Origin of the sequence: Vibrio sp. B183 (assembly GCF_000740665.1) — a bacterium.
Lineage (GTDB): Bacteria > Pseudomonadota > Gammaproteobacteria > Enterobacterales > Vibrionaceae > Vibrio > Vibrio coralliilyticus.
Genome location: NZ_JPQB01000010.1, coordinates 289,783 through 316,400, shown reverse-complemented (window position 1 = coordinate 316,400; position 26,618 = coordinate 289,783). Strand labels below are relative to the sequence as shown.

Here is a 26,618-nt window from a genome sequence, read left to right as displayed (position 1 = left end):
AGCGATGAAAGAACAAAACGCATTAAAACAAGTCGCTGAAATGGCAAAAATTGTCGACAGCTACGTTAGCGCGTGGGGAGATGAGGCAAAAGTTGACGATGAAACGATTCGTTACTTACTGGCGTCTTTAGGCTACGACACGACAAATGATGAAACTCTTCTGCAATCGGCAGAGAAAAAACACAAGAAGGATGTCCTGGATCCGGTACTGGTAGTACGTGATGGTGATCCGGTTGAAGTGGCACTAAATCTTGGTGCTAGCGCTCGTGAAAGCGAGTTCAGCTGGCGTTTAGATACCGAGCAGGGAGAGGTACTTGAAGGCTATCTTCAGTCTCAAATCGTTCGTGATGAGCGTAAAGAGGGTGGCCCTTTAGTGTTTGCATTGCCGAGTGATTTAGCGTGGGGTTACCACAAGCTAACCATCACTCGTAAGCGTCGTAAGTCCCCTTATGAGATGACTCTGATTGTCACGCCGAGATCTTGTTTCAAGCAAGACGAAATTGAGGGTGGCAAAAAAATGTGGGGCCCGAGTGTTCAGCTTTACACATTACGCACTCAGCACAACTGGGGTATCGGTGATTTCGGTGATCTGAAACAGTTGGTGGCTGATATTGCGTCCCGTGGTGGTGATTTTGTTGGCTTGAACCCAATTCACTCTCTATTTCCAGCGAATCCTGAAGGGGCGAGTCCTTATAGCCCATCTTCACGTCGCTGGTTGAACATCATGTACATTGATGTCAGCTCTGTTCCTGAGTTTGCATTGAGTATTGAAGCGCAGCAACGTGTCGGCAGCGCGGAATTCCAGCAACGTCTGCAAAAAGCTCGCGAATCGCATTGGGTCAATTACACCGAAGTGGCGGATCTCAAGCTGAGCGTATTGCCATTGCTGTTCAGTGAATTCAAAAAGCGCCACTTAGACAAGAACACTGAGCGCGCTCAAGCGTTCCTTGCGTTTGTGGAGGAAGGCGGTGACAGCCTGATGCATCAAGCAGCGTTTGATGCTCTGCATGCTTCTCTGCACGCTGAAGATTCCAACGTCTGGGGTTGGCCTGTGTTCCCTGATGAGTACCGTCGTTTTGAAAATACAGCGGTTCAGAAGTTTATTGAACAGAACCACGACCAAGTACACCTCTACATGTACCTGCAGTGGGTAGCGGATATCCAAATTAATGAAGCTCAGGCGTTAGCTGAAGAGAAAGGCATGTCTGTTGGCCTATACCGTGACTTAGCGGTTGGTGTCGCTGACTCCGGCGCCGAAACTTGGGCAGATGACGGTAACCTTGTAATGGATGCCAGCATTGGTGCACCGCCAGATATTCTTGGCCCGTTGGGTCAAAACTGGGGTCTACCGCCATTGAACCCACAAGTACTTCAGGAAACCAGTTACGATGCGTACATCAAATTGTTACGCGCCAATATGAAGCATTGTGGTGCGCTGCGCATTGACCACGTTCTTGGTTTGCTGCGACTTTGGTGGATTCCGAAAGGTGAAAACGCAACGAAAGGCGCGTACATCTACTACCCAGTTGAAGATATGCTAGCGATTCTTGCGCTGGAATCTCATCGCCATCAATGTAGCGTGATTGGTGAAGACCTAGGTACGGTGCCAGATGAGATTGTCGAAATTCTGCGTGAAGCAGGTGTGCACTCTTACAAGGTATTCTTCTTCGAAACGTCTGAGGAAGATGGTGGCTTTATTTCACCAGCGCACTATGCGGAGCAATCTATGTCTGCGCTGTGTACGCATGATATGCCGACTTTACGTGGCTTCTGGCATTGTGACGACTTAAAGATGGGCGAAGAGCTGGGTCTGTACCCAGATCCAGAACAGTTAAAAGGCCTGTTTGCTGATCGTCTTGAATGTAAGCAGGGCATTTTAGACTCTGTGGCATGGCACGGTTATCTGCCAGAAGGCGTGGGGCGTGATGCTCAATACGTTCCAATGGATTCGTATCTTGCAGAAGCGCTGCAATTGCACGTTGCTGCGGGTTCTTCCACTCTGCTCAGTGTTCAGCTAGAAGATTGGCTAGAAATGGACAAGCCAGTCAACATTCCTGGCACCGTTGAGGAGTATCCAAACTGGCGTCGTAAACTGTCGATGAATCTAGATGAAGTATTTGCTCAGGAAGGGGTGAATCGCATTGCGCATAAGTTGACAGAAGTGCGTGCTAAGGTCAGTAAATAACAGGATCTTATCTCGAATAACATAGAAAAATATCGACTCTATCACTCTATGTGAAACCGGAATTCGGTAAACTTTCAGAACGCTATATTAAGCCCGCAATCATTAGCGGGCTTTGTTTTATAAAACCAGAAGCTGTTTACGTTGCGCCTCGATTTTAACGCTTATCAACCAGCGTTCCTGTCCGCAATTATCTATCTCAAAAAGTAAGCAGACTATCGGGATTTTTTAGAAAGTTAGGTTAGGGAGAGAATAACTTGAAAGCGGCAACACTAGACAAAAAAACCAGAGTGTATAACCAACTTTCACATGCGTCGTATGCGGATCCTTTTTCGTTTATTGGGCCTTTCTTAGATCCGGAACACGGTGCTCTTCGGGTATGGATGCCCGGTGCTGACAAAGTGGAGCTGGTGATTGAAGGAGAAGAACGTGTTGAGCTGGTACGCGAAGATGCGTCTGGCTTTATCATGCAGCAACAACGCGATCTGAAATTTACTCACTATCAGTTAGCTGTTCACTGGGGAGGCGAAGAGCAACTGATCGATGACCCATATCAGTATCACACTATCTACGCAGAGTACGATGACCTGCATACGCCTAAAGATATGTACCATCATATGGGGTCGCAATTTGTTACTCTTGAACGCGATGGCAAGCAGATTTCGGGCATTCGTTTCCTAGTTTATGCACCCCATGCTTCAGCTTGTAGCTTAGTCGGCGAGTTTAACCAGTGGGATGGCCGACGCACACCGATGCAGCGTCTCGATTACGGTATCTGGGGCATTTTCATTCCAGGTCTGGAAGAAGGGACTCAGTATAAATTTGAGCTGAAAGGGCCAAATGGTGAAGGACTGCCGCATAAGGCAGACCCTTGGGGAGCGTATGCAGAACAATACCCTTCCTTTGCCTCGGTGACTTATGATCACTCTCGCTACGACTGGCAGGATACTCAGTGGCAAAGCCGACCAGTCACGGAAAAGCGTAAGGAAGCGTTGTCTTTCTATGAGCTTCACGCGGGCTCATGGCGTCGCAATGAAAATGGCGATTTCTTGAACTACCGTGAATTGGCTGATCAGCTTATTCCTTATCTGGTCGATATGGGTTACACCCATGTTGAGTTGATGCCAGTCTCTGAGCATCCTTTCTACGGCTCTTGGGGTTATCAACCTGTTGGGTTGTTTGCACCAACAAGTCGATTTGGTTCGCCGGATGACTTTAAATATTTCGTCGACCAGTGTCACCAAGCTGAAATTGGTGTGGTACTAGACTGGGTTCCAGCTCATTTCCCTTCCGACGAGCACGGGCTGGCCAATTTCGATGGAACACCGCTTTTCCATGACCCTGATCCACGCCGAGGCTGGCATCAGGACTGGAATTCCTACATTTACGACTTAGGCCGTGAGCACGTACGCCGCTTCTTAGTATCCAATGCTCTGTACTGGTTTGAACAATTCCACATTGATGGTATTCGAGTCGATGCGGTCGCATCCATGTTGTACCTTGATTACTCGCGTAGCCACGATCAGTGGATTCCAAATGTCGATGGTGGCAATGAAAACTACGATGCTATCGCGACTCTGAAATGGATGAATGAGGAAGTGTACAAATACTTCCCGAATGCGATGACTATTGCTGAAGAATCGACAGCATTCCCTAGGGTTTCTGCCCCAACCTTTATGGGTGGCCTAGGCTTTGGTTTTAAGTGGAATATGGGCTGGATGCACGATTCATTGCAATACATTCAGGAAGATCCTGTCCACCGTAAGTACCATCATGACACCATTACTTTCCCACTGGTGTATGCACATAGTGAAAACTACGTGTTATCGCTTTCACATGATGAAGTGGTGTACGGCAAGGGCTCAATCCAAAATAAGATGCCGGGCGATGAGTGGCAGCAGACGGCCAACTTACGTGCTTACCTTGGTTACATGTACGCTCAGCCAGGTAAGAAGCTCAACTTTATGGGGGCTGAAATTGGTCAGACGGCGGAGTGGAATCATGACGATCAGCTGCAATGGTTCCTGCTGGAGTTTGAACGCCACCAAGGTGTGCAAGCGCTAACTCGAGATCTTAATAAGCTTTACACCTCTGAGCGTGCGATGCATGAACTGGATTGTGAGCCACGAGGTTTTGAATGGCGTTTGCAGGATGCTGCTGAGTCTTCGATTCTTGCCCACGAACGTTTAAGCGATAATGGTGAGCGTATCTTGGTTATCACCAACTTTACCCCTGTTCCTCACGATCAGTTCCGATTAGGTGTACCATTGGCTGGTGAATATGAACTGCTGCTTAATACGGATGACCAGCGCTATAACGGCAGTGGTTATGAGGTGAAACAGAGTGTGGTGACAGAAGAGGTTGAGAGTGAAAGTCAGCCTCAATCCTTGTACCTCAGTCTGCCACCATTAGCTACGGTGTTCTATAAACTGAAGTAATGCTGATGCAGATAACAGAAAGGGCCAGTCAATCGACTGGCCCTTTTGTTTTTTGCGATTAAATCGTTAAGGTAGGGGGAATGGAATAGTTAAAGGGACTGCGAGAGCGAATGGAGACGACGCAAACCACACAGCGCTTTGAAGTGACAACTTTTAAGCCAGGCCACACTCATGATGTCGTGTCTTTGTGGCGAGATTCAATGCAGGACGCCATTGGTATACCTCCGATTCATCCCTTTGAATCACAGGCGTTTTTCCTCAACCATATCTTACCCGAAACGCATAGTATCTATGTGGCGTTGAGCCACGAGACGCATCAGCCTATTGCCTTTGCTGCCATCAATGAATGTGAAATCAATCAGCTTTATGTCCATCGAAAGTTTCAGTCAATGGGGATCGGCAGCCAGCTTTTGGCAATGGCGAAACAGCAGTCGTCAGGACGCCTGAGTTTACGAACGTTCGAAAACAACATTCGAGCTCAGCAATTCTATGAGCGACATGGTTTTGTTGCGATTGGCGGCGATGCAGAAAACGAAGAAGGACTGCCGGACATTCTATACGAATGGAGGCGTTAACCATGACGGTAAAAGTATTCTGGGAAAATCCTTATCAAACTGAGCTGGTTTCTACCGTCAGTTGGATTGAGGGCCGCAATATCAGACTGGATAAAACCATTTTCTATGCTGAGTCAGGCGGTCAGGAAAGTGACGAGGGTACAATCGCAGGCATTCAGGTTGAGTGCGCACAAAAGCAGGGAGCAGAGATTACCTATACTCTAGCAGCAGAACCGCCATTTCAGGTTGATGACGAGGTTATTACCTTGATTAATTGGACTCGTCGCTACGCTCTGATGAAGCTCCATTTTGCAGCAGAGGTGATACTTGAATTGTTTACACAGCGTTATTCTGATATCGAAAAGATTGGGGCGCATATTGGTCAAGACAAAAGCCGAATTGACTTCGTCTGGCCCGAGAGTCTCTCCCCTCTACTTCCAGAGTTTGAAAATAAAGCTCAAGCCCTGATTAATAAAGGTCAATTAATTGAGAGTCAGTTTGAGGATAAAGCGAATGAAAGGCGTTTTTGGCGCGTCGAAGGGTTTGCTCAGGTGGCATGCGGTGGTACACACCTGAGAAAAACCTCTGAGGTGGGCAAAATAGCGTTGAAACGTAAGAATATTGGCCGAGGGAAAGAGCGGGTAGAAATACGCCTAGTGGTTTGATCTATCATACATTTTTATCTTGAACGGTGGCTAATTAACACAAGGATTGGTTACACTCGGCATAAATTATTTAGGGTTAAGGAGTACCCGCTTTGTCTATATTATTGCCGCGCCGTTTATCGAAAGGTGACACCATAGGATTTTTCTCACCTTCGTCACCAGCTACTTATTTTGCCCCGAGTCGGTTTCAACGAGCTAAAACGTATCTCGAAAGCAAAGGATTCAAGCTCAAAAGCGGGAAGTTAACCGGAAAGTCAGATCACTACCGCTCGGGTTCGATTCAAGAACGTGCCGAGGAACTTAATATCTTGATTCGTGACCCGGAAGTCCGTTGTATTATTTCGACCATTGGTGGCTCTAACAGCAACGCATTACTGCCCTATATTGACTATGAGGCCCTGAAAGCTGATCCGAAAATCATCATTGGTTACTCTGACGTCACGGCACTTTTATTGGGTATCTATGCTCAGACAGGGCTCATCACCTTTTATGGCCCTGCTTTGGTTGCATCATTTGGCGAGTTTCCACCTCTGGTTGACAACACTTTTTCTTCGTTTGAATCCATACTATGCTCCGCACCTTCGCTACCGTATCGCTATCAGATGCCAGAAGTCTGGACAGATGTCATGATTGACTGGGAATCCCAAGTGAATGCTAAACCTGTGACAGCCAATGAATGGCAGTTTATTGGTGACGGGAAAGTACGAGGTCGTATTATTGGTGGAAACCTGAACACCATGAATGGGATTTGGGGAAGTCCCTACATGCCTGACATTAGTAAAGGCGACATTCTGCTTATCGAAGACTCTCTTCATAACATTGCTGTGGTAGAGCGCAGTTTCAACCTACTCAAGCTCTGCGGTGTGTTTGACCGTGTCGCTGCTATCGTACTTGGTAAGCATGAGCTGTTTGATGACAAAGGGACAGGCCGCACGCCTCTTGATGTGTTGTATGAGGTGTTGAACGGTCAAAAAGTTCCGATTCTTTGTGGCTTCGACAGTTGCCACACGCACCCTATGCTGGTCACACCATTAGGTGTTGAAGCAGAGCTCGATTTTGATCAAGGAACTATATCTCTCACGTCTCCTTGGGTAGCTAACTAACTGACAGGAGAAGAGTAATGGCAAGGCTGTATCTCGTGCTAGCTGTTATTGGAGTGGCTGTTCCCTATGCAGCCTTTGCACCATGGTTATTGCATCATGGTTTGAATATTCCAGAGTTGATGTCTGAGGCAATGGCATACCCTCTCAGTCAGTTCGCCTGGCTAGACGTCATCATTGCAGCGATCGCACTGATTGTTTTTATTCTTGTTGACGGTAAACGTCTCAAAGTAAAAGGGCGTAATTGGGCTATTGCTGCGACGCTATGTGTGGGTGTTTCCTGTGGCTTACCTTTTTACCTTTATTTGCGCGAGCGCCAGCTAGAGTCTGAGTAACGGCACTGGCATGTATTGTTTTCAAAAGACGAAACTTTTACATTGCGTAGGGTAAAACAATGTAAAGCTCATTATTCTCTGACGGACTCTGATTACACTTACTGTATGTCGTATCAGGAAGTACGTTATGAATTATTACCCAGACGCGAAAATCCTTGCGGAACAAAGGTTTGGTTTTGGCCCCCGACTCGGGCAACAGACTGTGCCACTGGTGAATCAGCTTGATGAAACAGGCTATATTCACCCTGCTATTCAGACACTGCCAACCACCGAAGAGATTCTGGCGCAGTTTGGTCACAACCAAGCCCAACGCGCCAAAGTTAAAAATGACGATGTGAAAAAGCGTGAGCTACAAAAACAGACTCAGGCATTTTTTCGCCAGCACTATCGACAGCAGGTTGAAGCGAGGCATCAGCAGAGCCTGCATACCCCTTACGGCTTTCAAGAACGCTTAATCCAATTCTGGAGTAATCACTTCGCCATCTCAGTGGATAATCGACGCTTAATGCCACTCGCTTCTCGAATCGAAAATGATGTAGTCCGCCAATACTGGAATGGCAACTTCAGCGATATGCTGATGAGGGTGGCGAAACACCCTGCCATGTTGATGTATCTGGATAATCAGGTTTCAGCGGGGCCTAATTCCAAGCTAGGAAAAAGACGAGGTAAAGGGCTCAATGAGAATTTAGCGCGAGAGATTTTAGAGCTTCATACTTTAGGTGTTGATAGCAGCTATACCCAACAGGATGTGATTGAGCTGGCCAAGGCGATTTCGGGCTGGAGCGTTAAGCTAAAAACCCCCAATGTTGGATTCCGCTTTGTGCCCAATATGCATGAACCCGGAGCCGTGACAGTCATGGGGAAAACTTATGCGCAGAAAGGGACAGAGCAAGGTGAGGCTTGTCTAAAAACGTTAGCTTTGCAACCTGATACGGCGAAACACCTTACCCGAAAACTGTGCCAGCATTTCTTTGGTGAAACGCCCCCCGCGCTGCAAGAGAAAATGGTGGATGCCTACCTGAAATCAAAGGGTGATTTACAACCCGTGTATCGGGTTTTGATTGACAGTGAGCAGGCGAAATCAGCCAAACCGATGCGATACAGGATGCCTAAAGAGTGGATGTTTGCCGTATTGCGGAGCGCACAAATTGATATTAATGATAAGCAGGCGTTTAATGCGCTGAATGCTTTAGGCCAAGCTCCATTCAAACCAGGCTCTCCGGCGGGGTGGCCGGACAGAGATAAAGATTACAACAGCCCATCTGCTCTCACGCAGCGATTGCAAATCGCCAATATGCTGGCAGCGAAAACGGTAAAAAATGCCAAAGCCAAAGGTATCAAGCCGCAAAAAGTGGTCGATGAAGTGATTGCACGGCTTTATCACTCTGATTTGGATGAGCACACGCGTTTAGTGCTCAATAAAACCAAGAACCCCATGATGCAGCTGTCGCTACTTTGGCTCAGCCCGCAGTTTCAATATCGCTAAGGAGAATTTTGATGTCGAATTTACAGCTAAATCGTCGCCGTTTTCTCCAGAGTGCCACTGCGCTGAGCATTAGTTCACTGTTACCAATGCCTGTGTTTGCTAAGACGAGCTCAGATAATCTGTTTGTCTGGATATCTTTGCGTGGAGCAATGGATGGATTGAATGTCGTCGTGCCTCATGGTGATAAGTCGTATACCTCGCTCAGACCTTCGATTGGGCTCAAGCCGGAACAGTCACTTAATCTGACTTCTTTCTTTGGTCTTCACCCTTCTTTGAAGCAATGTCATCTGTGGTTTAAGGAGCGGGAAATCAGTTTTGTCCACGCTTGTGCCACACCTTATCGTGAGCGCTCTCATTTTGATGGCCAGAAGATACTGGAAAACGGCACTCTAGACCCGTTTTATGGGGAAGGCTGGCTAAACCGGTTGCTGAGCTTGGAAAGTCAAAATCACGGTATTGCGATTGATTCGGGCCTACCGCTTATCATGCAAGGCGATGCGAGTGTTGATAGCTGGTATCCGAACCGACTTAAAACCCGAGAACGGCAAACCGAACTTCTGGAGCAGCTATTTCAAAGTGATGCCACCTTGTCTGCCAAATTTGAAAGCATGATGAAAATTGACAAGCTAGTCGGTGATGAAGGCGTCGGTAAGCAGTTCAAGTCCTTGACCCAGAAGACCGGAGAAATTCTGGCTGATCCAACTGGGCCTAACATTGCAGCCTTGGAAATTGGCGGCTGGGATACTCATGCTAATCAAGGCAGCGTTAACGGTAGATTGAGTAATCAGCTGAAACTACTGGACAGCGGTTTAGCAGCACTTAAGCAAGCTTTGGGTAAGCAGTGGCAACGAACAGTCGTTATTGCGGCCAGTGAGTTTGGCCGAACAGCACGTGAAAATGGCACCAAAGGGACGGATCACGGAACGGCCAATGTCATGCTGGTGGCAGGGGGAGCCATCAATGGTGGTCAGGTGCTTGGTGACTGGCCGGGGCTCGGAGAAGCCGAGCTGTATCAAGGCCGAGACCTCAAGCCAACCACTGACATGCGTTCTGTGATTAAAGGCGTGCTGGGCCAACATCTATCGGTCACTGCCGATAAACTTGAGACCATCTTTCCGCAAAGCGAGCAGGCACCACCGTGGAAGTTTGATTTCGTCTAAGTGTTACTCTTTGATTTTTGGATGAGTCGCAGTCTGGTAGTGAGGGAGCTGCTGTCGTAAGCCTTCGAAAGTATTACGAGCGCTCTCTTTTGCCAGATCATTGGCCAACCAGTCAGGTAGCGCACCTCCGGGATCGGCAAATGCGATGTACTCGATGTGAGTCGTCCCATTAGTAAGCTTTTGTAGCGTCCAAGTGGCTTTAACCCGAGTGATCCGAATGTAATCCTCCTGCTCAGGTAAGGTGTTGCTTGGCGCATCCTTGATGCGTAATGAAAAACTGGCATCGTCGATTAGGAACTTGGAATACGTCACCATGTCGCGATCCTTTGCAGGCTAAGGCGCCGCGAACTGGGTATAGACGATGTTTTCAGTCTCGCTGATTTGCCGTAGTACTCGGCTGTGACTGACGTTATCAATCCAGTTCGGCACATTGTCACTGTCTTCCAATAGGGTTAGAAAGGCGCCATAGGTGGTGGGCGCAAACATTTCTGCACGTACTTCAATTAACCCATCCGTATGCTCCCTGATGTAAATAGAAATGCCGTTGTCACTGCTATCAAACTGCCATGGCTGAATAGGCTCAGATTGGGCGGATACTGATAACCCAACGCTGGCGATAGTGGTTAGGTAGAGTTTCATCGTCGTTTAAAAATCGGCACGGAATAGATTAAAAATAACGCTGGGTTACAGAAAACACAAAAATGGGATTCATTCGAGCGTATTTGTTTTCGCCACGCTACTATGGAACAAACAAATAAAAGGAGTCTCTGTGATGGAACCTAGAATCAGCATCATTACGCTTGGCGTCAGTAACCTCAAAACTTCATTCGACTTTTACACTAAGCTCGGCCTCGAATCGGCTAAAACGCCAGAAGAGGGGATCGTATTTTTCAAAACGCGCGGAACCTGTTTGGCGCTTTACCCCCTTGAAGCGTTAGCTGACGACGTCTCGCCGGATTTTGCAGCGAAGCGGGAGGGTTTTAGCGGAGTTACATTAGCGCACAACACACGAAGTAAAGACGAAGTGGATGAAGTCCTACGTGTGGCCGTTGAGGCGGGAGGAAAGCTTGAGAAACCCGCACAAGATGTCTTTTGGGGTGGATACAGTGGTTACTTTTCAGACCCAGACGGGTATTTGTGGGAAGTGGCTTATGGCGACTGCTGGGAGTTCAATGAAGATGGCAGTTTGGTGATTTGATTGAACGTCAAGCCCATAGTGAGAGCTATGGGCTGAGTTATTTTATAAGCGACTAAAGGGCTAGCGCACCGGGCAGCTCGCCCTTAGCGTATAAGCCGAGGCTGACTTTGTTGAGTGCTTCTGCTTGCTTGGGCATCACAGTCAGAGTCGGGCTGATCCCCATGGGAATATTCTTCACCATTTGCTTAACCTGCACTAATGCTTCCTTTACCTCAGGGACTTTAGTTTCAATAAATGAGAACCACCCATCGTTCATGTGCTCTCGGATTTTAATCACCACGTCGGGGTTGCTGATGGTATAGGGCTTGGTTTGATCTTTCGATTCACGCAAAATATCGTAAATCACATGCTCTTTCTCTTTAGCAATCAGCATGTCCTTGGTGTTAAGTTGCAGCTCGCCGATGACGCCATTGCTCATTTTTAGGAAAAATTTAATATCCTTGTAGCCAGACTTCTGTGCAGAGGAGTTGAATTTGAGCAGACCGTCTTCCTGTGTACCACTTGAATATCGGTCTTTGAGCGCTTTCTGGTAGCCCTTGACGGCCAAGAACTCCTGAGATTGAGCAATTTTTGCTTTCGCCAATAACATTTGTTTCTGGTTATCAAACTCGATTGTCATACGCGCGCAGTCTTTTAGGTCTCCCACTTCATCGCTACGTTCACGTTGGGTGATTTTGTTGAGGGCGCCGTTAAAGCTCTTGATACCGTTGAAAGCCCCCGGAGGCGCGCAAACTTTGCCTCCTATGGTACTGGTTACATCTTTACACAAGACACGTAAGGCTAGCTGAGCCTCTATAATACGTTTGTAAAACAGGAACAACTGTTTTCGTTTTAATCTCAAACTGGCGAGTTGGCTTCGGGCGTGATTGCTGAGATTACTGCCTGTCACTAGAGTGCGGCTGCTGAACATCTTTACAATGCTCCAGCGTGGGTCTTTGGCATGGATTTCGTTTAAGACATCTTCATCGAGATATTTTTCTAGCTCGGAATCGTCTTCCAAAATCGCAAGCATTAACTGGGACATTTTTCCTTCTGGAGTTTGCTGAAAGGTGGTGCTTTGTAGCTTAGCTTTAAGTTCAGACAATTCACGTTGGAACTCCGCACGGTTCACGAGCAGAAAACCTTGGCTGAGATTTTGTTGCTTGTTTATTTGGGCCAAGAATTTCTTACTTTTCTCTCGGGTTTTAGCAATTTCTTTCTGCTGAATCTCGTTGATGATGGCTCTGGAAAAGTCGTTGAGCATTTCTCCCCCTTTAGACAACAGATGACAGTTCTTGTTAACAACGGTCTGGTTTCTATGGTATTTCGTACACCAGCCACAACTATTACCGCAGGTGTAAATCTGATGTTAGGGGCAATTCTATGGTTTTCATAGTGAGAAAAATGCGCGTCTGTGGTGCATATTTGAACCAAGGAGAAAAAGATAATTCAGACTTGGATCAATATCACATCAGTATGTTCTAGCTGAATTTATTAACAGAGCATTATAGTTTATAGATTGATGAGTTACGTTTAGTTAGGAATATATTGGTGCAAAATTCATCCATGGACTGGAGCGATGTGGCGATTTTTCTCCAGACAATGCGTGCTGGCAGTGCACGCTCGGCAGCAGCAAGTCTTAATGTCAGCCATTCAACCATTACTCGTAGAATTGCTAGCCTAGAGAAAAGTCTGGGAGTATCTCTATTTCGTAAAGATACCTCAGGTTACACACTCTCTCCTGAAGGGGAGAGCTTGCAGCGTTATGCTGAGCAAGCCGAAATGTCACTACGACAAGCAGAGATCGAGCTCAAAGGGAAAGACGCCAAATACAGCGGTGAAATTCGTATTACAACTGCGGATGCGATTGCCAACCATTTATTGATGCCGACGATTGCTATGTTCAGTCAGCAGTATCCTGATATCAACGCCGAAGTGGTTTTGTCGAGTCAGGTGCTGGACTTGGGTGATCATGAAGTCGATATCGCGCTGCGGATTATGCCAATGAATCAAATGCCTCCCGAGCACTTAGTGGGGCGGATCATAGGTAAAATTGCCATCTGTTACTACGCTACACCACGCTACCTTGAGCAACACGATCCTTGGATGTCAGATTCCAGCGCTCAACTGATAGGTTGGGGAGAGCTAGGCAAAGAAAGCCCTATTTTTAATGACTCCCCTCTGCGTTATTTATCTATTTCGTGTCGAATGAACCATAGCGCGATGCAGTTAGAAGCCGCTAAGCAGAGCATGGGGATTACGCTCTTGCCGTGCTTTATTGCCGACAAAGAACCAACATTGGTTCGTGTTCCCAAATGTGAACCGGAAATCAAACACGATATCTGGATGTTATCAAAATCAGAGCAGAGAGAAGTAGCACGTTTGCGTGCGTTCAAAGAACGACTCATCGACGACTTCAACAGTAAGCAAATGAAAGAGCGGCTACTTGGTAACTGATTGGTTGTATATAATGGATAGTCGTGACCTTAGGACGAGTCGCGGTGTCTCTATCTGCATATCAGTAATCCATTTTTTGCTGTTCAAGATCTAATGTCATTGAGACAAAACATTCATCTTCTTCAGTGACTTGATAGCCTAATCGAGTGTAAAACTGGATCGCTTTGGTGTTGCGAGTGAAGCTGGATAATGTGATTTTGTTACGGCCTTCACTTTTAACGAGAGTGTTGATCTGCTGCATGACTATGTGTCCAAAGCCCTGATTTTGATACTGAGGGAAGAGGATCAACAAGTGAATGTGGTAAGCGGTGTCGTAAGGTTTGAAGCACACTAGCCCGATTTTGTTCTGTTTGCTAACGACCCAATGAAACCATTCTGGTTGATAGTCGGTAGACAGTCGATGCTGCTGGAACTGATCATCCCAGCCAAACACAGAATCAACATGCTCATAAAGCGCCTGTTTTACAACAGGAAAAACCTCAGGAAACTCTTGCTCGGAGATAGGCAGTAGCTGAATAGACACTAATTTCAACGCCTTGATTTAATTAGAGTTGATAGTAAGCGATGTTGGCTTAGAAAAGGCAACTCGGATGTGTCGTAATTGTGATACTAGATGAGAAGAAAGCCCCGCCGGATAAGTTCAGGGCTTGATGCAGTGGAAGTCGTGCTGAATTTACTTAATGTGGATGCGGAAATGCTGTGCGACTGCTTGAGTCGCTTTCTCTACATGCACGGGCACATCATAAAAATCGAATTGCGAAACGCCCTCCAACCAAATAGCACTTACGTTATCTTTGGCATTTTCCAGATACTGATGCGTGCCATCAGGTAAAGCCATGTCCTCAGAAGCAACCAATAAAATAGGTTTGTCCTGATCTGCTGCACCGGAAACCGCATCATAAGTTAACCAGCCTTTCCAAGAAGCGACATTGAACAGATTGTCATATTGAGCCACTTGTCCACGATTGGCTTCTGTGTAGTATGGCGCTTGGTACATTAACGCATTCTGATTTGTCGTACTTGCTGCTTCAATGTAGACAGCTTGTTCACCGTGTGCAGCGTCTTCACTTAACTGAATGAGGTTTTGAACACTGGCTTCGCCGCCATAGATAGCGTTCGCTAAGTCGGCGTTGTGTAGCCAAGGAGCGACAGCCGCCGCAGCTCGGATGTGCGGGTTTGATTCTACTGCATCCAGCATGTAGCCAGAGGAGGCGCAAATACCCAGTCCAAAAATGTTTGAGCCATCGATATCTTCGCGTTGAGCGAGTGAATCAATAACCGCTCGTATGTCCTCTATTTTTCTTGCAGGCTCTTCCAGATATTTAACTTCATCCAGCGACTGACCCCAGCCTCTGAAGTCAAAAGTAATAGCGGCAAAACCTTGTTTAGTTAGAGCTTCGGCGTAAACCGCGGGCATCTGTTCTTTCACTGTTGTCCAAGCACCAGTGACAATAACGACGGGTGGTGTCTGTTTGATTTCTTGAGGAAGATACAGATTGGCGGCCAGTGTTCCGATTTGAGTATTTAGAATGATAGATTTCATGAGCATGCTCTTTATTTGGCTGACTAAATAGTATTTTCAGATGCTTGATACATCTACGGTAGAAAAGATATCCAGAGTCCCGGCTCGAAAGCAGGGACTTCTTGGTGATTAACTCACGACAGGTGCCACAAGATAATTGTGGATAAGAACATCACCTTGTGTATCGAAGCTTACTTGCCAAGTTTCATCGACTAAAATGTTCACCGATTGACCGACAAAGGTGGAATCAGGATAAGTGTCTGCCAGTAAGCGGACTCGTAGTTTTACGTCAAACTTATCGCCATTGGGTATGACTTCGACTTGCTCTACCAAGTGTTGGCAGTTGGGTTTAAATGTTTCTAGTGCAATTCGATACCAATCACGAAATCCCTCATGACCAAGGAATTGTCCTTCAGGCATTGAAAGGGTGAGGTCTCGTGCAAGATGGCGCGTAAAGAAATCGCTGTCCTCTGGTAATACGTCAAATCTTGCAAACCATTCGGTGATGAATTTATTAATTCGTGTTGTTGGTGAAGTCAGTAGTTCCGAAATTTGCGAACACAGACGCTCTGCATGATTTTTTGCGCGCGCTTGAACATCCTCCAACTCGTTATATACGTTTGGAATGTAAACCATGCGATGGGTGTAGATAGGTTGACGGTAGTTCATTCCAGCAAGATAAGCGGTTTGCTGCAAAGGATGAAGCATCTGCTCAACCGTGAAATGGTTGTAGCCCAGCGGATCATAGCTTTCAGCAGGACCGCCTACAGTAAAGGATAAAATGAAATCTTTACCTTTCAGCTTGTCACCCTCAGGCCCATAAGCGAAGTTGAAACTGAAGACATCGTCGATCCACTTCTTCATTAACGCGGGAACCGCATACCAATAGAATGGGAACTGAAGCACAATAACATCCGCTGCTAACATCGCTTGTTGTTCAGCCGCTACATCAATTCGATAGTCTGGGTAAAGACTGTCGAGGCGACGTACTTCCACATCACTCAAATTGCTTTGGATCTGCTCCAAAATAACGGTGTTGGTATAAGAAGCGTTAAGATCAGGATGACCTGAAATGACTAATACTTGGCTCATGATGGTTCTCCCGTTACTGAGCAAAAAATGCGTTAAAGAAAGCGTCAGAGGTGTATAAATCACCTGAAAAATTTTGAACGCGTTTGATCTTACCGTCTTCAATTTGGTAGAGAAGAATCCAGTTCAGGTCGATATTTTCGTCGGCAGCTGTACTGAACCCACGGTGAGCATCAATGACATAGGTATCATTTGCCGCAAGAATCATGACTTCCGCTTTAAATCCTGCCTGTCCAAGTTTGCTGAAGAACTCGGTAAATTCGGTGATGCCGCGTTTTGTGCCTGCTGAGGAGTGGCGACCGGGAATGTGCCATTCCACCTCTTCAGAGACATATTGTTTTATTCCTTCAAGGTCACCTTTGGCGTAAGCGGCGAAAAAACCTTGCACGACTTTGAGTGCTTCGCTGTTTTCAGAGCCAACTGCTACTGGGTTGTCGGGTTTGGGCCAAAGTTTGGCATTATTAATCGCTTTGGCGTCTTGAATTGCTGACATGTTTTCGACTCCTGACTGCGCTAACACGGAATGTGAAAAGGCGATAGTACTTGCTAAAAGAGCGACAGATTTGATGGTTCTGAACATGATTTCCTCACTCATTACGTGATTGCTGTTGGTATGGAAATCAGTCTAAGAGAATTGATTCGTAATGATTAGATAGTATTTATCTAAATAATTGTTAGTCTTGAGCTAATAATTGGAGGGTTTGAGATGAATGGCACTATCTTCAATCAGTTAACGGTTTTTCATGCCATTGTGCGTGAAGGGAGCATTACAAAAGCGGCGCAGAAGCTTGAAGTGGCTTCACCTTCTGTGAGTAATGCATTGAAAGCCTTGGAGGAACAACTGGGGCTACCTTTGTTTACTCGCACAACTCGACGTATTGAATTAACGGAAGCAGGGCGCTTGTTGCATCTGAGGACATCGGATTCGATGTCAGATCTGAGTCTGGCGTTTGAGAGTATCAGTGATCTTAGCAAAGTGCCGTCCGGCAAAGTCAGGCTGACAACCCCACGATTTGTCTATCAATACCTACTTCAGCCTATATACGCGGAGTTCTGCCAGCGTTACCCCAATATTCAGTTGGAAATATCTATCTCTGATGCGGCAATTGATATTCTCAATGAAGGTTTTGATCTGGGTATTCGCTTTGGTGATCGCGTCGAGGAAGGCATGATCGCGAGGCAGCTGACGCCAGCGATGAGGGAAGCCTTGTTCGCCTCTCCGGAGTACATTGAGCAGTACGGAATGCCTGACTCACCCGAAGCTCTCAAGCAACATAAACTCGTCCAGTATCGATTCATTTCTTCTAATCAGCTTGCACCCTTAGAGCTTAGCAATCAGGGGGAACGATTAACGGTGGAAATGCCTCATGCCCTAGTTGTTAATGATACCGGGTTAATGCTGGATGCCGCGCTAAAAGGTTTAGGTATTGGCAGAATTGTCGATCCTATGGTGGAAGATCTATTTGCCTCTAAGCAACTAGTACCAGTACTTGAGGAGTATTGGGCACCTTACTCTGGGCTCTACGTTTATTTTCATAAGAACACCCAAAAAGCTAAGCGTGTCCGAGTCCTGATTGACTTCCTGCTGGAGAAAAGCGCGTTATCAAATTAATGACACTGCTCGCGAAAGTAGCCCGGTGACACCCCTTTCCATGAACTGTAGGCACGAATAAAGGAGTTGGACTCTTGAAAGCCGAGCAGAAAAGAGATTTCCCCTAGAGACATCTGAGATTTTTCTAAGTAATGGTCGGCTAGCTCAGCACGCACATTTTGCAGCAATACCTGGAAGCTCTCTTTTTCACTGCTGAGCTTGCGCTGGAGTGTGCGCTTACTCATTGCCAGTTTTTCAGCAACACCTTCAATAGAACTGTCCCCACTTGGCAAGGCTTCTAAGAGAACCGCCTTCACGCGCTCAGCGGTTGAGGCGGACTGATCTAAGTCAGCTAATTTCTGGTTGAGTTTGGTTTCAAAAAATTCCCACATGGCTGAATTTGAAGTCAGAAAGGGACGTGCGGCGTCCTGCGCTGAAAAACGAATACTCACGCTTTTACCTTTGCTTAGCGTACAGCCGAAATAGTCTTCGTACAGAGATAATTGCTCAGGCAGTTCAGGCAGAGACAAGCGAATGGGTTTGACGTTCTCACGGGTGGTTGTGCGTATGAGCTGCGTAAAGAATACTAACTCCATCAGTCCTAACGCACGAGGCAGTGGACCACGGTGGCCGTAACAGCTGGTGGTCAATTCGGTAAAGCTCTTTGCCTGATTGACGGTCAAAACCATCGGCCCTATCAGTGGCTTGTACTGGCTCAGACGCCTGAGTGCCACATTCATATTCGGGCTACATATCGCGGCGAAGACAGGTGCATCAAATGACTCCACTGAAAAGTTTTCCGCAAGCAACAAAGGAACTTCACGCTCCCCGGCGGCTAGCTCCATTCCGTGACAAAGCTGGAAATATTCGTGAGGCGCCAAACTGGCGTGCTCACGGTTAAACAGGTCGGCGGGTAACTCTGCGAATTTGAGAACATCAGCAGGGTCAATTTGCATATCACTGAGCAGTAACTTCCAGTTGGGCGCAATGATAAATTTGTTGGCTCTTTTCATGGTGTCAGTTTTTTTCCATAAATTGACGTGACATTTTTAGCACAGTTTTACGTGGTAGTAGGGGAACCACCCAGTTAAGCATAAGCTTCAACCCTGTTTCATTAAAAGCGACCAACTCACCTTTTTCCATTGCCTTATAGCCACATTCAGCGACAGATCGTGGGGATTTGGCATTCTTCCACACATCGAGCCCATCTAAATCTCCTGCTTTAACAAAGCCGGTATCAACCGCACCAGGGCATAAAGCAGTGGCAGTCACATTGTATTCAGAGACTTCTTCGGCTATCGCTTGAGTAAATGAAGTAACATAGGCTTTAGTTGCGTAATAGACTGCTTGCAGCGGGCCCGGCATGAAGGAAGCAGTGGACGAGACATTGAGAATTTTTCCGCGCTTACGTGCGACCATATCTTGCAGAAAATGATGGGTCAGGTTAGTGAGTGTAATCATGTTCACTTGCATCATCGCTTGATCGGCACTCAGTTCGCGCTCATGGAAAAGACCATGGCCACCAAAGCCAGCGTTGTTGATGAGGATGTCAATCTCAAGTCCTAACTCTTTAACTTTCTCGGCAATACGATCAGCGGAAAGAGGATCGGACAGATCTTCAGCAATGACATACACTTGCGTCTGATGTTTCGCTTCGAGCTCTTGTTTAAGCTCGTTAAGTTTGTCTTCAGAGCGGGCGACTAAAATCATATCTCGACCTTTTTCAGCGTGTATACGCGCTAGCTCTAGTCCTATACCGCCAGAAGCACCTGTGATTAATGCTGTTTCTATCATCTCTTTTTCCTCACTGTGACTGCCATTCTGCTAGGTTGCATCATGTCGTTGAGGAAATATTAAGCAATCTGATCGCGCCACGCACTGGCAGATAATGACAGCTTACTCGCGAATTGTGCCATCGAGTCTTGATCTGTATCGCGAAAAAACTCAGTGGTTTCTTCCCCTTAGCGGATTTTTTTCAACTAAATTGTATGTATGTGAAATTTTCTTATTGATTTCCCTATCTTGTTAACCATGGCGTAGTAATAAACGCCATGGATAGTTAGCCGGCCTATGCGAGTAGCGCTGAACATTTGAAGAAGTATTGCTGAGGTTAGAGATGGAGTTAGCAAATCAGATACAGGCATGGTTGTACGCTGGGCATACATCAGTCGCAATGCTGTTTGTTGGCATCATCCTGCTTTCTTATTTACTGGAAGACTTAGCCATAGTGACCGCGGCAACGCTCGCAGTACAAGAGCTAATGCCAATGAGTATGGCGCTAGCGGCTATCTTCGTTGGGATTGCTACAGGAGATCTTGGCCTCTATCTGATGGGGAAAAGTGCACAACGTGTACGCTTCCTACGATATCGAATTTTCCAATATCAACGTGTCCGTCAAGTGAAGAAGAAACTTCACCAGAGCGCGTTTATCACCCTGTTTATTGTTCGTTTCATTCCTGGCCTACGCACGGTGGGCTTCACGCTAAGCGGTTTTCTTGATGTGCCTATGATGCGATTTTTTGTCGCGGTGATTGGTGCAACAGGGCTTTGGACTGCTTTGATTTTTGGTTCGTTCTATCAGTTAGGCAGTGTGGCTTGGCTGAAAGAGGGTCACGTAAGCTGGGTGCTTATTCCGGCAGGTCTATGCTTAATGTGGATGCTCAATAAAATTATTACAAAAACATTCTTAAGAGGCTCTTATGACACAGCTCGCTAATGTCGAAATGATTCCACAAGGAAAGGTCAATGCGGGAATGCCAGTTCTCCATGAACCGAAAAGAGTCATCTCGCCATTTGAATTTTTACCAGCTTGGTTCGTTTATGCCCCTGTGGTTGTCCAAAGTGCAGCATTAAGCCTGTATCACAGAGATTGGGCACTGCCGCTGATTGCAAACCCTGCGATCAAACTTAGCGGTATGGTTGGAGAATCCAAACACGACATTTTCAGCGCGGCTGGAGATATTACGCGCCAGTGGATTTTGCCTTTCATTACGTTGGAGAAATCTGACACCGACGAAGAGCAATTGTTTACACAAGCAAAAGAACAACTCAAACAGCAAGGAATTACTTACCCTCTTGTGGCAAAGCCTGATTTGGGTTGCCGAGGGGTTGGGGTCAAGTTGGTGAATGGCGACCAACAACTCAAAGACTATATTGCTCAGTTCCCTTCTCAAGGACGCTTTCTGTTGCAAGTTCGCTCGGACTACAGTGCTGAAGCGGGCATATTTTATGTCAGACAACCGGGAGAGGAGCGAGGTAAGGTTATTTCCATCACTCTTAAATACTCCCCACGTGTAACGGGTGATGGACGCTCTTCACTCAAACAGTTGATTGAACACTGTCCACGTGCAGGCAAACTTCAGCATTTGTATTTGCCTCGTCATAGCGAACATCTCGATGTAGTTATTCCGGAAGGGGACGAGTTTCAGTTGGCATTTGCGGGTAGCCATTCACGTGGTTGTATCTTCCGCGATGGCAATCAATTTATCACAGAGGCTCTCGAGCAAAAGCTGGATGAAGTTCTCGGTGATTTTGATGGCTTTAACTACGGTCGCCTTGATGTGAAATTTAAAGATATCAATGCATTAATGCGTGGTGAAGCGTTCGATATTCTCGAAATTAATGGTGCGAGTAGTGAAGCTGCGCATATTTGGGACAGCGACACATCACTGTCGCATATCTTCAGTACGCTGCTTAAGCAGTACCGTTTGCTTTATCAAATTGGCTCTAAACACAAACAGCAAGGCCATCAGACGCCTTCTCTGGGTGCGCTACTACGGGCGTGGCGAGAAGAAAAATTGCTGACTCAGCTTTATCCCATGACCGATTAATAGCTCTGCGCAGGAAAAATGTTTATGAAGAATACTTCGACGCTTTCAGCCATGCTTGCTAAATCTCAGACTTCTCAGGCCGTTGTCGGCTGTATTGAGACGCTCAATCAGGGCTACGAGTTTTTAGAAACGCTGCAACCGGAAGATTATACTTATATCGCCCAGCCTCATGTGAGCAGCTCGATTGGTGAGCACTATCGTCATTGGCTTGACCTATTTCATGCGATTCGTTTGGACCGTGACAAAATTGATTACAACGTTCGCCGCCGCGGTCATAACGTCGAGCGAGATATTAATGTCGCTAAGCAGGAGATAGCTGAGCTGATTGAGTGGCTGTTTGGTTTACCAGCCAATGAACTGAATCAACCTGTTCAGGTTGAAACAGAAGTGATGCTCTCTCAAACGCACGTTGAAGAAGTGACTTCGACCTTTGTCCGCGAAATTACTTTCGCCGCGTTGCACGCTACGCATCACTTTGCGATGGCGAAAGTCGTGGCATCGTTAAGAGGCGTGGCATCAGATAGCCATTTTGGCGTCGCACCAACGACGGCAACTTACCAAAGGGCGCAGTAATCTATGTGTACATTATCTTGGGTTTATCATGGCAATAACCACTACGAGGTTTATTTCAATCGCGACGAGCAGCGTTCTCGCCTGCCAGCGCTTGAGCCACAAAGTCTGGTCATTGATGGTGTGCACTGTGTGATGCCGATTGACCCTGTGGGTGGAGGCAGTTGGATTTCCGCCAACGAGCACGGTGTTACTGTGTGTTTGCTTAACTTCTACCAAGGGAAGACACCAAAAGGTCCGCTAACCAGTCGGGGTATGATCATTAAACGTCTTGCTAGCAGTTGTTCCAGTCAGACTGTCGATGCTCGACTGTTGGAAATGGAACTGACACATTTTGCACCTTTCACTGTGGTTTCTTTCGATACACGCAGAACGGCGAATGAAACCGTATTGTGGACGTGGGATGGGGAGCAGCTTACGCGTTCACACGCGTTTGCTCCGATAGTCTCGGCGGCTTTGCACTACGAAGACGCGAGACAATATCGCCTAAGTTTGTTTAACGAATTAGTGTTGACGACGCCAGATGAAGAGATAGGTAAACGCTTTCATCAGACGTTTGATGACAGCTATCCGCACCTTTCTCCTCTTATGGAAAGAAATGACGCTCGCACTGTAAGTTTTACCTCAGTTGTCGTGTCTTCTACTAAACAAGAGATGAATTACCAATCAATCGACAATCACCGCAATGTTGATTTTCGAACGACACAAAGTTGTTTGAAGGCCGACGTTGTAGAACAAGGAGTCTTCAAATGAAGAAGTTATTTGCCCTTTTAATCATGTTAGTCAGTTTCCCATCTTGGTCAGCAGATAAAATTTACACCGGAATATTCAGCAGCAAAGCAGTGAGCGGTTATGACACGGTTGCCTATTTTACCGAAGGTAAACCTGTTAAAGGAGACAGCAAGTGGCAAGTCGAATATGAGGGCGCTGACTGGTATTTCTCTTCTCAGGAAAATTTAGACAAATTTAAAGCAGACCCTGAAGCTTACGCTCCTCAATATGGCGGTTACTGCGCGTGGGCGATTTCAGCTAAAAACGATTTTGCGTCAGCGGATCCAAAACAATGGGCGATCGTCGACGGTAAGCTTTACCTAAACTATGACGCAGAAGTGAAAAGCTGGTGGGATGACGACCGCGCTGGTCACATCAAGCAAGCTGATATCAATTGGCCAACTTTAGTTAACTAACAAGGACTTCCCTCTATGAAATTTTCTCCGATTAAGCATATTCCTTCAGCGTTTATTGCCTTTGTTTTTATTCAATCGTTGTTCTTCAAGTTCTCTGGTTCTTACGAGACAGACCATATCTTTGGCACTTTGGGAGAATGGTCAGGGATTGAATGGTTTGGTGTTTACGGTGGTTACTTAATTGGTTTTTCCGAGCTGATTGCCTCAATCCTGCTGTTTACTCGTTTACACGGTGTTGGTGCGGCAATGAGTGCTGGCATCATGACAGGTGCGATTTTCTTCCACCTATTCACACCATTAGGCATTGTAATGCCTGAGTTCAACGCTATGGGTGAGATTGTTGGTGACGACGGTGGCTTGCTATTCGGTATGGCATGTATTGTTTGGTCGTGCGGTGTATTCCTCTTCATCCGTGATGTGAAAACGGAAGGAACGTTTACCAACAACCTGCTAGCAAAAGGAGCTTAATATGTTGGATAGTCCTTTCAGATTACCGCGAAAAACGCCGTTTGGTATTGGTGAGTCAATGGTGGAGTGGGCAACGGGTTTATCAACGCTCGACGCCCTCTACAAGCAAGATATCTTGCCGGAAGACAGCTTTGAGTTTATGCAAGAAGCGCTCAATCGAATTGGCACCCAGTATGAAGTCGACCATGGCAGTCTGGAAAATATCCCCGCCGAAGGTTCGGTACTGATTGTTGCTAACCATCCGTTTGGTGGCATTGAAGGGATAATTCTCGCGTCTCTGATTTCTAAGGCGCGAAAGGACGTAAAAGTGCTGGCGAATGAACTGCTAAAACGCATTCCTGAACTGGATGACCTGTTCATTGGAGTGAACGTATTTGGTGGAGAACAAGCCAGACAGACCAACAGAAAAGCGATCAAAGAAGCCAATCAGCACCTTAAAGAGGGTGGGGTGTTGATTATCTTCCCTGCGGGCGAAGTCTCCGCTTGGCAGGCAAACGAAAATAAAATCACCGATAAAGCGTGGAGTAAGTCCGTCGCTAAGTTTGTGAAGCATGCCGAAGCGACAACGGTGCCGGTTTTTATCAATGGTATGAACAGCAAGCTCTTCTATCAAGCGGGACGAATCCACCCTTTGCTGAGAACGGCGCTACTTGGACGTGAACTGCTCAACAAATCAGGGCAGACGATATCCGTATCAATCGGCAATGCTATTCCATTCTCAGAAATCAAAGGTTTTGAGGATGAAGAAGACATTACCCAGTACTTCCGCCTGAACACGTATTTAATGGGCAGCATGGGAAAGACACAGACGTCTGCACTACAGACGGATGATGCCGAGCCAATCATTGCCCCTGTTGGTGTTGCCACATTGGAGAATGAGTTGTCGCAGATTGAACAATACAAGCTCCTCGAACAAGGTGACTTTGATGTTTACTGCGCTCCAACGGATGTGATTCCACACATGATGGAGGAGATTGGCCGTGTGCGTGAAGAGAGCTTCCGTGAAGTCGGTGAAGGCAGCGGTTTATCGTGCGATATCGACAGATTTGACCCGCACTACCATCAGTTGTTTGTCTGGAACCGTGCAAACCAAGATTTAGTGGGTGCTTATCGCTTAGGTCTTGTGGATGAACTGATCGCTAAAGGTGGGATAGAGCAGCTGTATTCCACCAGCTTGTTCAACTATGACGAAGCGTTTGTTGATACGTTAGGCCAGTCGATTGAGCTTGGGCGTTCTGTGGTGTCGAAACAATACCAACGTAACATGCATTCCTTACTCCTGCTATGGAAAGGCATCGCCAAGTTTGTTGAGCGCCATCCGAAATACACACATTTATTTGGTCCGGTCAGTATCAGCAATGATTACAGCCCGGTCGCGAGACAGCTGATTGCATCGGTAATGTCTGTCCATTATTACGATGAAGAGAAGGCAAAGCTTGTATCGCCAACCACACCACTAGAGAAAAGTGGTCAGGAATTCTGGCGTCCGGACATGCTGAGTTCATTAGCTGATTTACCGTTGCTCTCTAAAGTGCTGAGTCGCCTTGAGCAAGGCATGGGGTTACCTGTGTTATTGAGACAATACCTCGGAATGAACGGTAAGCTGGTTTGCTTTAATGTTGACCCTGCCTTTAACTTTGCGCTGGATGGCTTGATTGTCGTCGACCTGACTTCGGTACCAGTCAGAACATTAGGTAAATATATGGGGCGGGATGAAGCGAAAGCGTATCAAGAGATTCATTCTGCACAACTAAGCAGTGAACAGTCTCACTAAACTCAGCCATGAGTCTAAGCCGCGATAATCATCGCGGCTTTTTAATTGTCTATCGATATAGCTTTCGAGTATTAACCAGAAACAACCGAGCTATCCTGAACCTCAGCTTTCGCCATACAATCCTATGGTTGAAAGGGAAATTTATGCATAAATCTATTCTTCTTGTCGCTGCGCTCACTGCGTTTGTCGCTAACTCATTTTTCTGTCGGTTTGCCCTCGCAAATCACGCTATTGATCCTGGCTCATTTACTTGGATTCGTTTGGTGTCTGGGGCGGTGACGCTATGGCTTATCTTAGCTTTCAGAGGCCAGATGAACTACCAATTTGTCAGCGACAGAGCCAGTTGGTGGGCTGGGGGAGCACTGTTTGGTTATGCGGTAAGCTTTTCATTCGCGTATACCCAGCTCACTACAGGGACGGGAGCGTTGATTCTATTCGGAATGGTTCAGATGGCACTGATTGCTTTCCATTTAATGACAGGTAACCGCCTTAAAATAGGTGAGAGCATTGGCATTGGTATTTCTCTGACGGGGTTTGTTGTGCTTATGTTGCCGTCTGCCGAGACACCCGATTTCGGTTCCGCTGCTTTAATGTTGATCTCAGGTATTTGTTGGGCTGGGTTCACATTGCTGGGCCGTAATACTGCCAACGCTGCTCAGTCGATAACTCATGGTTTTTTGGTGGCGAGCCTGATGGCTCTGATGCTCAGCCCCGCATTACTCTCATTGGAGTCCGTCACTGCGCAGGGAGCAATGTGGGCGCTACTGTCTGGGGTGTTCGCATCAGGGTTCGGTTACATTCTTTGGTATCAGGTTTTAAAGCAACTTTCCGTTCTTCAAGCTTCTGTTTCTCAGTTGGCGGTACCTGTAATTGCGTTTATTGCGGGTAGTTTACTACTTGGTGAAACGATCACTCTAAATGCAGTCATGTCGTCATTGCTGATTTTAGGGGGCATAGCGCTGATTTTTACTGCTCGTTTCAGGAGTTAACTCTCGTTTTTGTTATGTGTCTCAGTAACGCGCTGAAATCAAAG

At 46.6% G+C, this 26,618-nt stretch carries 26 protein-coding genes and 1 pseudogene; 19 read left to right on the top strand and 8 right to left on the bottom strand.

What is annotated here, in order from left to right:
* Positions 1 to 4 precede the first annotated feature (4 nt).
* The 8 genes from malQ (at position 5) to IX95_RS12385 (ending at position 9,920) form a co-directional block, all read left to right on the top strand.
* Positions 5 to 2,185 (top strand): 4-alpha-glucanotransferase, encoded by a 2,181-nt coding sequence (gene malQ, locus IX95_RS12420; RefSeq protein WP_038160438.1) that lies wholly within the window; start codon positions 5 to 7, stop codon positions 2,183 to 2,185.
* A 254-nt stretch (positions 2,186 to 2,439) separates the two neighbouring features.
* Positions 2,440 to 4,620, top strand: a complete 2,181-nt coding sequence (glgB, locus tag IX95_RS12415) for a 1,4-alpha-glucan branching protein GlgB (protein WP_038160435.1) — start codon at positions 2,440 to 2,442, stop codon at positions 4,618 to 4,620.
* A gap of 110 nt (positions 4,621 to 4,730) precedes the next feature.
* The gene (locus tag IX95_RS12410) at positions 4,731 to 5,195 is read left to right on the top strand and encodes a GNAT family N-acetyltransferase (protein WP_038160432.1); all 465 of its coding nucleotides are present in this window, start codon (positions 4,731 to 4,733) and stop codon (positions 5,193 to 5,195) included.
* A gap of 2 nt (positions 5,196 to 5,197) precedes the next feature.
* A complete protein-coding gene (locus tag IX95_RS12405) occupies positions 5,198 to 5,839 on the top strand; it encodes an alanine--tRNA ligase-related protein (RefSeq protein ID WP_038160429.1) in 642 nt (213 codons plus the stop codon).
* 98 nt (positions 5,840 to 5,937) lie between these two features.
* Positions 5,938 to 6,942: a S66 family peptidase gene (locus tag IX95_RS12400; RefSeq protein ID WP_171354546.1), complete on the top strand. Its 1,005-nt coding sequence runs from the start codon at positions 5,938 to 5,940 to the stop codon at positions 6,940 to 6,942.
* 17 nt (positions 6,943 to 6,959) lie between these two features.
* Positions 6,960 to 7,274, top strand: a complete 315-nt coding sequence (locus IX95_RS12395; RefSeq protein ID WP_038160422.1) for a DUF2834 domain-containing protein — start codon at positions 6,960 to 6,962, stop codon at positions 7,272 to 7,274.
* Between the two features lie 127 nt (positions 7,275 to 7,401).
* On the top strand, positions 7,402 to 8,760 hold the full coding sequence (locus tag IX95_RS12390; RefSeq protein ID WP_038160418.1) for a DUF1800 domain-containing protein: 1,359 nt from the start codon (positions 7,402 to 7,404) through the stop codon (positions 8,758 to 8,760).
* A gap of 11 nt (positions 8,761 to 8,771) precedes the next feature.
* Complete coding sequence (locus IX95_RS12385; RefSeq protein ID WP_038160415.1) at positions 8,772 to 9,920, top strand: DUF1501 domain-containing protein; 1,149 nt, start codon at positions 8,772 to 8,774, stop codon at positions 9,918 to 9,920.
* A 3-nt stretch (positions 9,921 to 9,923) separates the two neighbouring features.
* Here the strand turns inward: IX95_RS12385 and IX95_RS12380 are convergent.
* Positions 9,924 to 10,559 (bottom strand): annotated as a pseudogene (locus tag IX95_RS12380) (START domain-containing protein).
* Positions 10,560 to 10,692: 133 nt separating this feature from the next.
* On the opposite strand from IX95_RS12380, the gene IX95_RS12375 reads away from it, so the two are divergent.
* Positions 10,693 to 11,118 (top strand): VOC family protein, encoded by a 426-nt coding sequence (locus IX95_RS12375; RefSeq protein ID WP_038160411.1) that lies wholly within the window; start codon positions 10,693 to 10,695, stop codon positions 11,116 to 11,118.
* 52 nt (positions 11,119 to 11,170) lie between these two features.
* On the opposite strand, the gene IX95_RS12370 is transcribed toward IX95_RS12375, so the two are convergent.
* A complete protein-coding gene (locus IX95_RS12370; RefSeq protein WP_038160409.1) occupies positions 11,171 to 12,361 on the bottom strand; it encodes a hypothetical protein in 1,191 nt (396 codons plus the stop codon).
* Positions 12,362 to 12,648: 287 nt separating this feature from the next.
* On the opposite strand from IX95_RS12370, the gene IX95_RS12365 reads away from it, so the two are divergent.
* Positions 12,649 to 13,554 carry a LysR family transcriptional regulator gene (locus IX95_RS12365; protein ID WP_235202628.1) on the top strand — a complete coding sequence of 302 codons (906 nt, stop codon included), beginning with the start codon at positions 12,649 to 12,651 and terminating at the stop codon, positions 13,552 to 13,554.
* 61 nt (positions 13,555 to 13,615) lie between these two features.
* On the opposite strand, the gene IX95_RS12360 is transcribed toward IX95_RS12365, so the two are convergent.
* From IX95_RS12360 to IX95_RS12345, 4 genes are all read right to left on the bottom strand, one after another.
* Positions 13,616 to 14,077 carry a GNAT family N-acetyltransferase gene (locus tag IX95_RS12360; RefSeq protein WP_006961796.1) on the bottom strand — a complete coding sequence of 154 codons (462 nt, stop codon included), beginning with the start codon at positions 14,075 to 14,077 and terminating at the stop codon, positions 13,616 to 13,618.
* 150 nt (positions 14,078 to 14,227) lie between these two features.
* Positions 14,228 to 15,097 carry an alpha/beta hydrolase gene (locus tag IX95_RS12355; protein WP_038160398.1) on the bottom strand — a complete coding sequence of 290 codons (870 nt, stop codon included), beginning with the start codon at positions 15,095 to 15,097 and terminating at the stop codon, positions 14,228 to 14,230.
* A 108-nt stretch (positions 15,098 to 15,205) separates the two neighbouring features.
* Entirely contained in the window at positions 15,206 to 16,168 is a 963-nt protein-coding gene (locus IX95_RS12350; RefSeq protein WP_038160395.1) for an NAD(P)H-dependent oxidoreductase, read from the bottom strand.
* A gap of 13 nt (positions 16,169 to 16,181) precedes the next feature.
* A complete protein-coding gene (locus tag IX95_RS12345; protein WP_235202627.1) occupies positions 16,182 to 16,760 on the bottom strand; it encodes a nuclear transport factor 2 family protein in 579 nt (192 codons plus the stop codon).
* Positions 16,761 to 16,871: 111 nt separating this feature from the next.
* Between IX95_RS12345 and IX95_RS12340 the strand changes: the two genes are divergently transcribed.
* The gene (locus tag IX95_RS12340) at positions 16,872 to 17,777 is read left to right on the top strand and encodes a LysR family transcriptional regulator (protein ID WP_038160392.1); all 906 of its coding nucleotides are present in this window, start codon (positions 16,872 to 16,874) and stop codon (positions 17,775 to 17,777) included.
* Here the strand turns inward: IX95_RS12340 and IX95_RS12335 are convergent.
* Positions 17,774 to 18,769 carry an AraC family transcriptional regulator gene (locus IX95_RS12335; RefSeq protein ID WP_038160389.1) on the bottom strand — a complete coding sequence of 332 codons (996 nt, stop codon included), beginning with the start codon at positions 18,767 to 18,769 and terminating at the stop codon, positions 17,774 to 17,776. The genes IX95_RS12340 and IX95_RS12335 overlap by 4 nt on opposite strands.
* 4 nt (positions 18,770 to 18,773) lie before the next feature.
* Positions 18,774 to 19,550, bottom strand: a complete 777-nt coding sequence (locus tag IX95_RS12330; RefSeq protein WP_031343434.1) for an SDR family NAD(P)-dependent oxidoreductase — start codon at positions 19,548 to 19,550, stop codon at positions 18,774 to 18,776.
* 322 nt (positions 19,551 to 19,872) lie between these two features.
* Here IX95_RS12330 and IX95_RS12325 point away from each other — a divergent pair, with 322 nt between their 5' ends.
* From IX95_RS12325 to IX95_RS12290, 8 genes are all read left to right on the top strand, one after another.
* Complete coding sequence (locus IX95_RS12325) at positions 19,873 to 20,472, top strand: DedA family protein (protein WP_038160385.1); 600 nt, start codon at positions 19,873 to 19,875, stop codon at positions 20,470 to 20,472.
* On the top strand, positions 20,456 to 21,586 hold the full coding sequence (locus tag IX95_RS12320) for a hypothetical protein (protein ID WP_038160382.1): 1,131 nt from the start codon (positions 20,456 to 20,458) through the stop codon (positions 21,584 to 21,586). Before IX95_RS12325 ends, IX95_RS12320 begins: the two co-directional genes overlap by 17 nt.
* Positions 21,587 to 21,610: 24 nt before the next feature.
* Positions 21,611 to 22,159, top strand: a complete 549-nt coding sequence (locus IX95_RS12315; RefSeq protein WP_019276287.1) for a hypothetical protein — start codon at positions 21,611 to 21,613, stop codon at positions 22,157 to 22,159.
* A gap of 3 nt (positions 22,160 to 22,162) precedes the next feature.
* The gene (locus IX95_RS12310) at positions 22,163 to 22,909 is read left to right on the top strand and encodes an NRDE family protein (RefSeq protein ID WP_006961786.1); all 747 of its coding nucleotides are present in this window, start codon (positions 22,163 to 22,165) and stop codon (positions 22,907 to 22,909) included.
* A complete protein-coding gene (locus tag IX95_RS12305; RefSeq protein WP_006961785.1) occupies positions 22,906 to 23,343 on the top strand; it encodes a YHS domain-containing (seleno)protein in 438 nt (145 codons plus the stop codon). Before IX95_RS12310 ends, IX95_RS12305 begins: the two co-directional genes overlap by 4 nt.
* A gap of 15 nt (positions 23,344 to 23,358) precedes the next feature.
* Entirely contained in the window at positions 23,359 to 23,811 is a 453-nt protein-coding gene (locus tag IX95_RS12300) for a hypothetical protein (protein WP_038160379.1), read from the top strand.
* Position 23,812: 1 nt separating this feature from the next.
* On the top strand, positions 23,813 to 25,585 hold the full coding sequence (locus tag IX95_RS12295; protein WP_038160376.1) for a lysophospholipid acyltransferase family protein: 1,773 nt from the start codon (positions 23,813 to 23,815) through the stop codon (positions 25,583 to 25,585).
* 143 nt (positions 25,586 to 25,728) lie between these two features.
* Entirely contained in the window at positions 25,729 to 26,574 is an 846-nt protein-coding gene (locus tag IX95_RS12290; protein WP_038160372.1) for a DMT family transporter, read from the top strand.
* The last annotated feature ends 44 nt before the right edge of the window (positions 26,575 to 26,618 follow it).

Bases quoted from the DNA above. Each gene is read 5' to 3' on its own strand.
- malQ (WP_038160438.1), top strand. From the start codon at position 5: ATGAAAGAACAAAACGCATTAAAACAAGTCGCTGAAATGGCAAAAATT.
- IX95_RS12410 (WP_038160432.1), top strand. From the start codon at position 4,731: ATGGAGACGACGCAAACCACACAGCGCTTTGAAGTGACAACTTTTAAG.
- IX95_RS12405 (WP_038160429.1), top strand. From the start codon at position 5,198: ATGACGGTAAAAGTATTCTGGGAAAATCCTTATCAAACTGAGCTGGTT.
- IX95_RS12395 (WP_038160422.1), top strand. From the start codon at position 6,960: ATGGCAAGGCTGTATCTCGTGCTAGCTGTTATTGGAGTGGCTGTTCCC.
- IX95_RS12390 (WP_038160418.1), top strand. From the start codon at position 7,402: ATGAATTATTACCCAGACGCGAAAATCCTTGCGGAACAAAGGTTTGGT.
- IX95_RS12385 (WP_038160415.1), top strand. From the start codon at position 8,772: ATGTCGAATTTACAGCTAAATCGTCGCCGTTTTCTCCAGAGTGCCACT.
- IX95_RS12375 (WP_038160411.1), top strand. From the start codon at position 10,693: ATGGAACCTAGAATCAGCATCATTACGCTTGGCGTCAGTAACCTCAAA.
- IX95_RS12370 (WP_038160409.1), bottom strand. From the start codon at position 12,361: ATGCTCAACGACTTTTCCAGAGCCATCATCAACGAGATTCAGCAGAAA.
- IX95_RS12355 (WP_038160398.1), bottom strand. From the start codon at position 15,097: ATGAAATCTATCATTCTAAATACTCAAATCGGAACACTGGCCGCCAAT.
- IX95_RS12350 (WP_038160395.1), bottom strand. From the start codon at position 16,168: ATGAGCCAAGTATTAGTCATTTCAGGTCATCCTGATCTTAACGCTTCT.
- IX95_RS12345 (WP_235202627.1), bottom strand. From the start codon at position 16,760: ATGAGTGAGGAAATCATGTTCAGAACCATCAAATCTGTCGCTCTTTTA.
- IX95_RS12340 (WP_038160392.1), top strand. From the start codon at position 16,872: ATGAATGGCACTATCTTCAATCAGTTAACGGTTTTTCATGCCATTGTG.
- IX95_RS12335 (WP_038160389.1), bottom strand. From the start codon at position 18,769: ATGAAAAGAGCCAACAAATTTATCATTGCGCCCAACTGGAAGTTACTG.
- IX95_RS12330 (WP_031343434.1), bottom strand. From the start codon at position 19,550: ATGATAGAAACAGCATTAATCACAGGTGCTTCTGGCGGTATAGGACTA.
- IX95_RS12325 (WP_038160385.1), top strand. From the start codon at position 19,873: ATGGAGTTAGCAAATCAGATACAGGCATGGTTGTACGCTGGGCATACA.
- IX95_RS12320 (WP_038160382.1), top strand. From the start codon at position 20,456: ATGACACAGCTCGCTAATGTCGAAATGATTCCACAAGGAAAGGTCAAT.
- IX95_RS12315 (WP_019276287.1), top strand. From the start codon at position 21,611: ATGAAGAATACTTCGACGCTTTCAGCCATGCTTGCTAAATCTCAGACT.
- IX95_RS12310 (WP_006961786.1), top strand. From the start codon at position 22,163: ATGTGTACATTATCTTGGGTTTATCATGGCAATAACCACTACGAGGTT.
- IX95_RS12305 (WP_006961785.1), top strand. From the start codon at position 22,906: ATGAAGAAGTTATTTGCCCTTTTAATCATGTTAGTCAGTTTCCCATCT.
- IX95_RS12300 (WP_038160379.1), top strand. From the start codon at position 23,359: ATGAAATTTTCTCCGATTAAGCATATTCCTTCAGCGTTTATTGCCTTT.
- IX95_RS12295 (WP_038160376.1), top strand. From the start codon at position 23,813: ATGTTGGATAGTCCTTTCAGATTACCGCGAAAAACGCCGTTTGGTATT.
- IX95_RS12290 (WP_038160372.1), top strand. From the start codon at position 25,729: ATGCATAAATCTATTCTTCTTGTCGCTGCGCTCACTGCGTTTGTCGCT.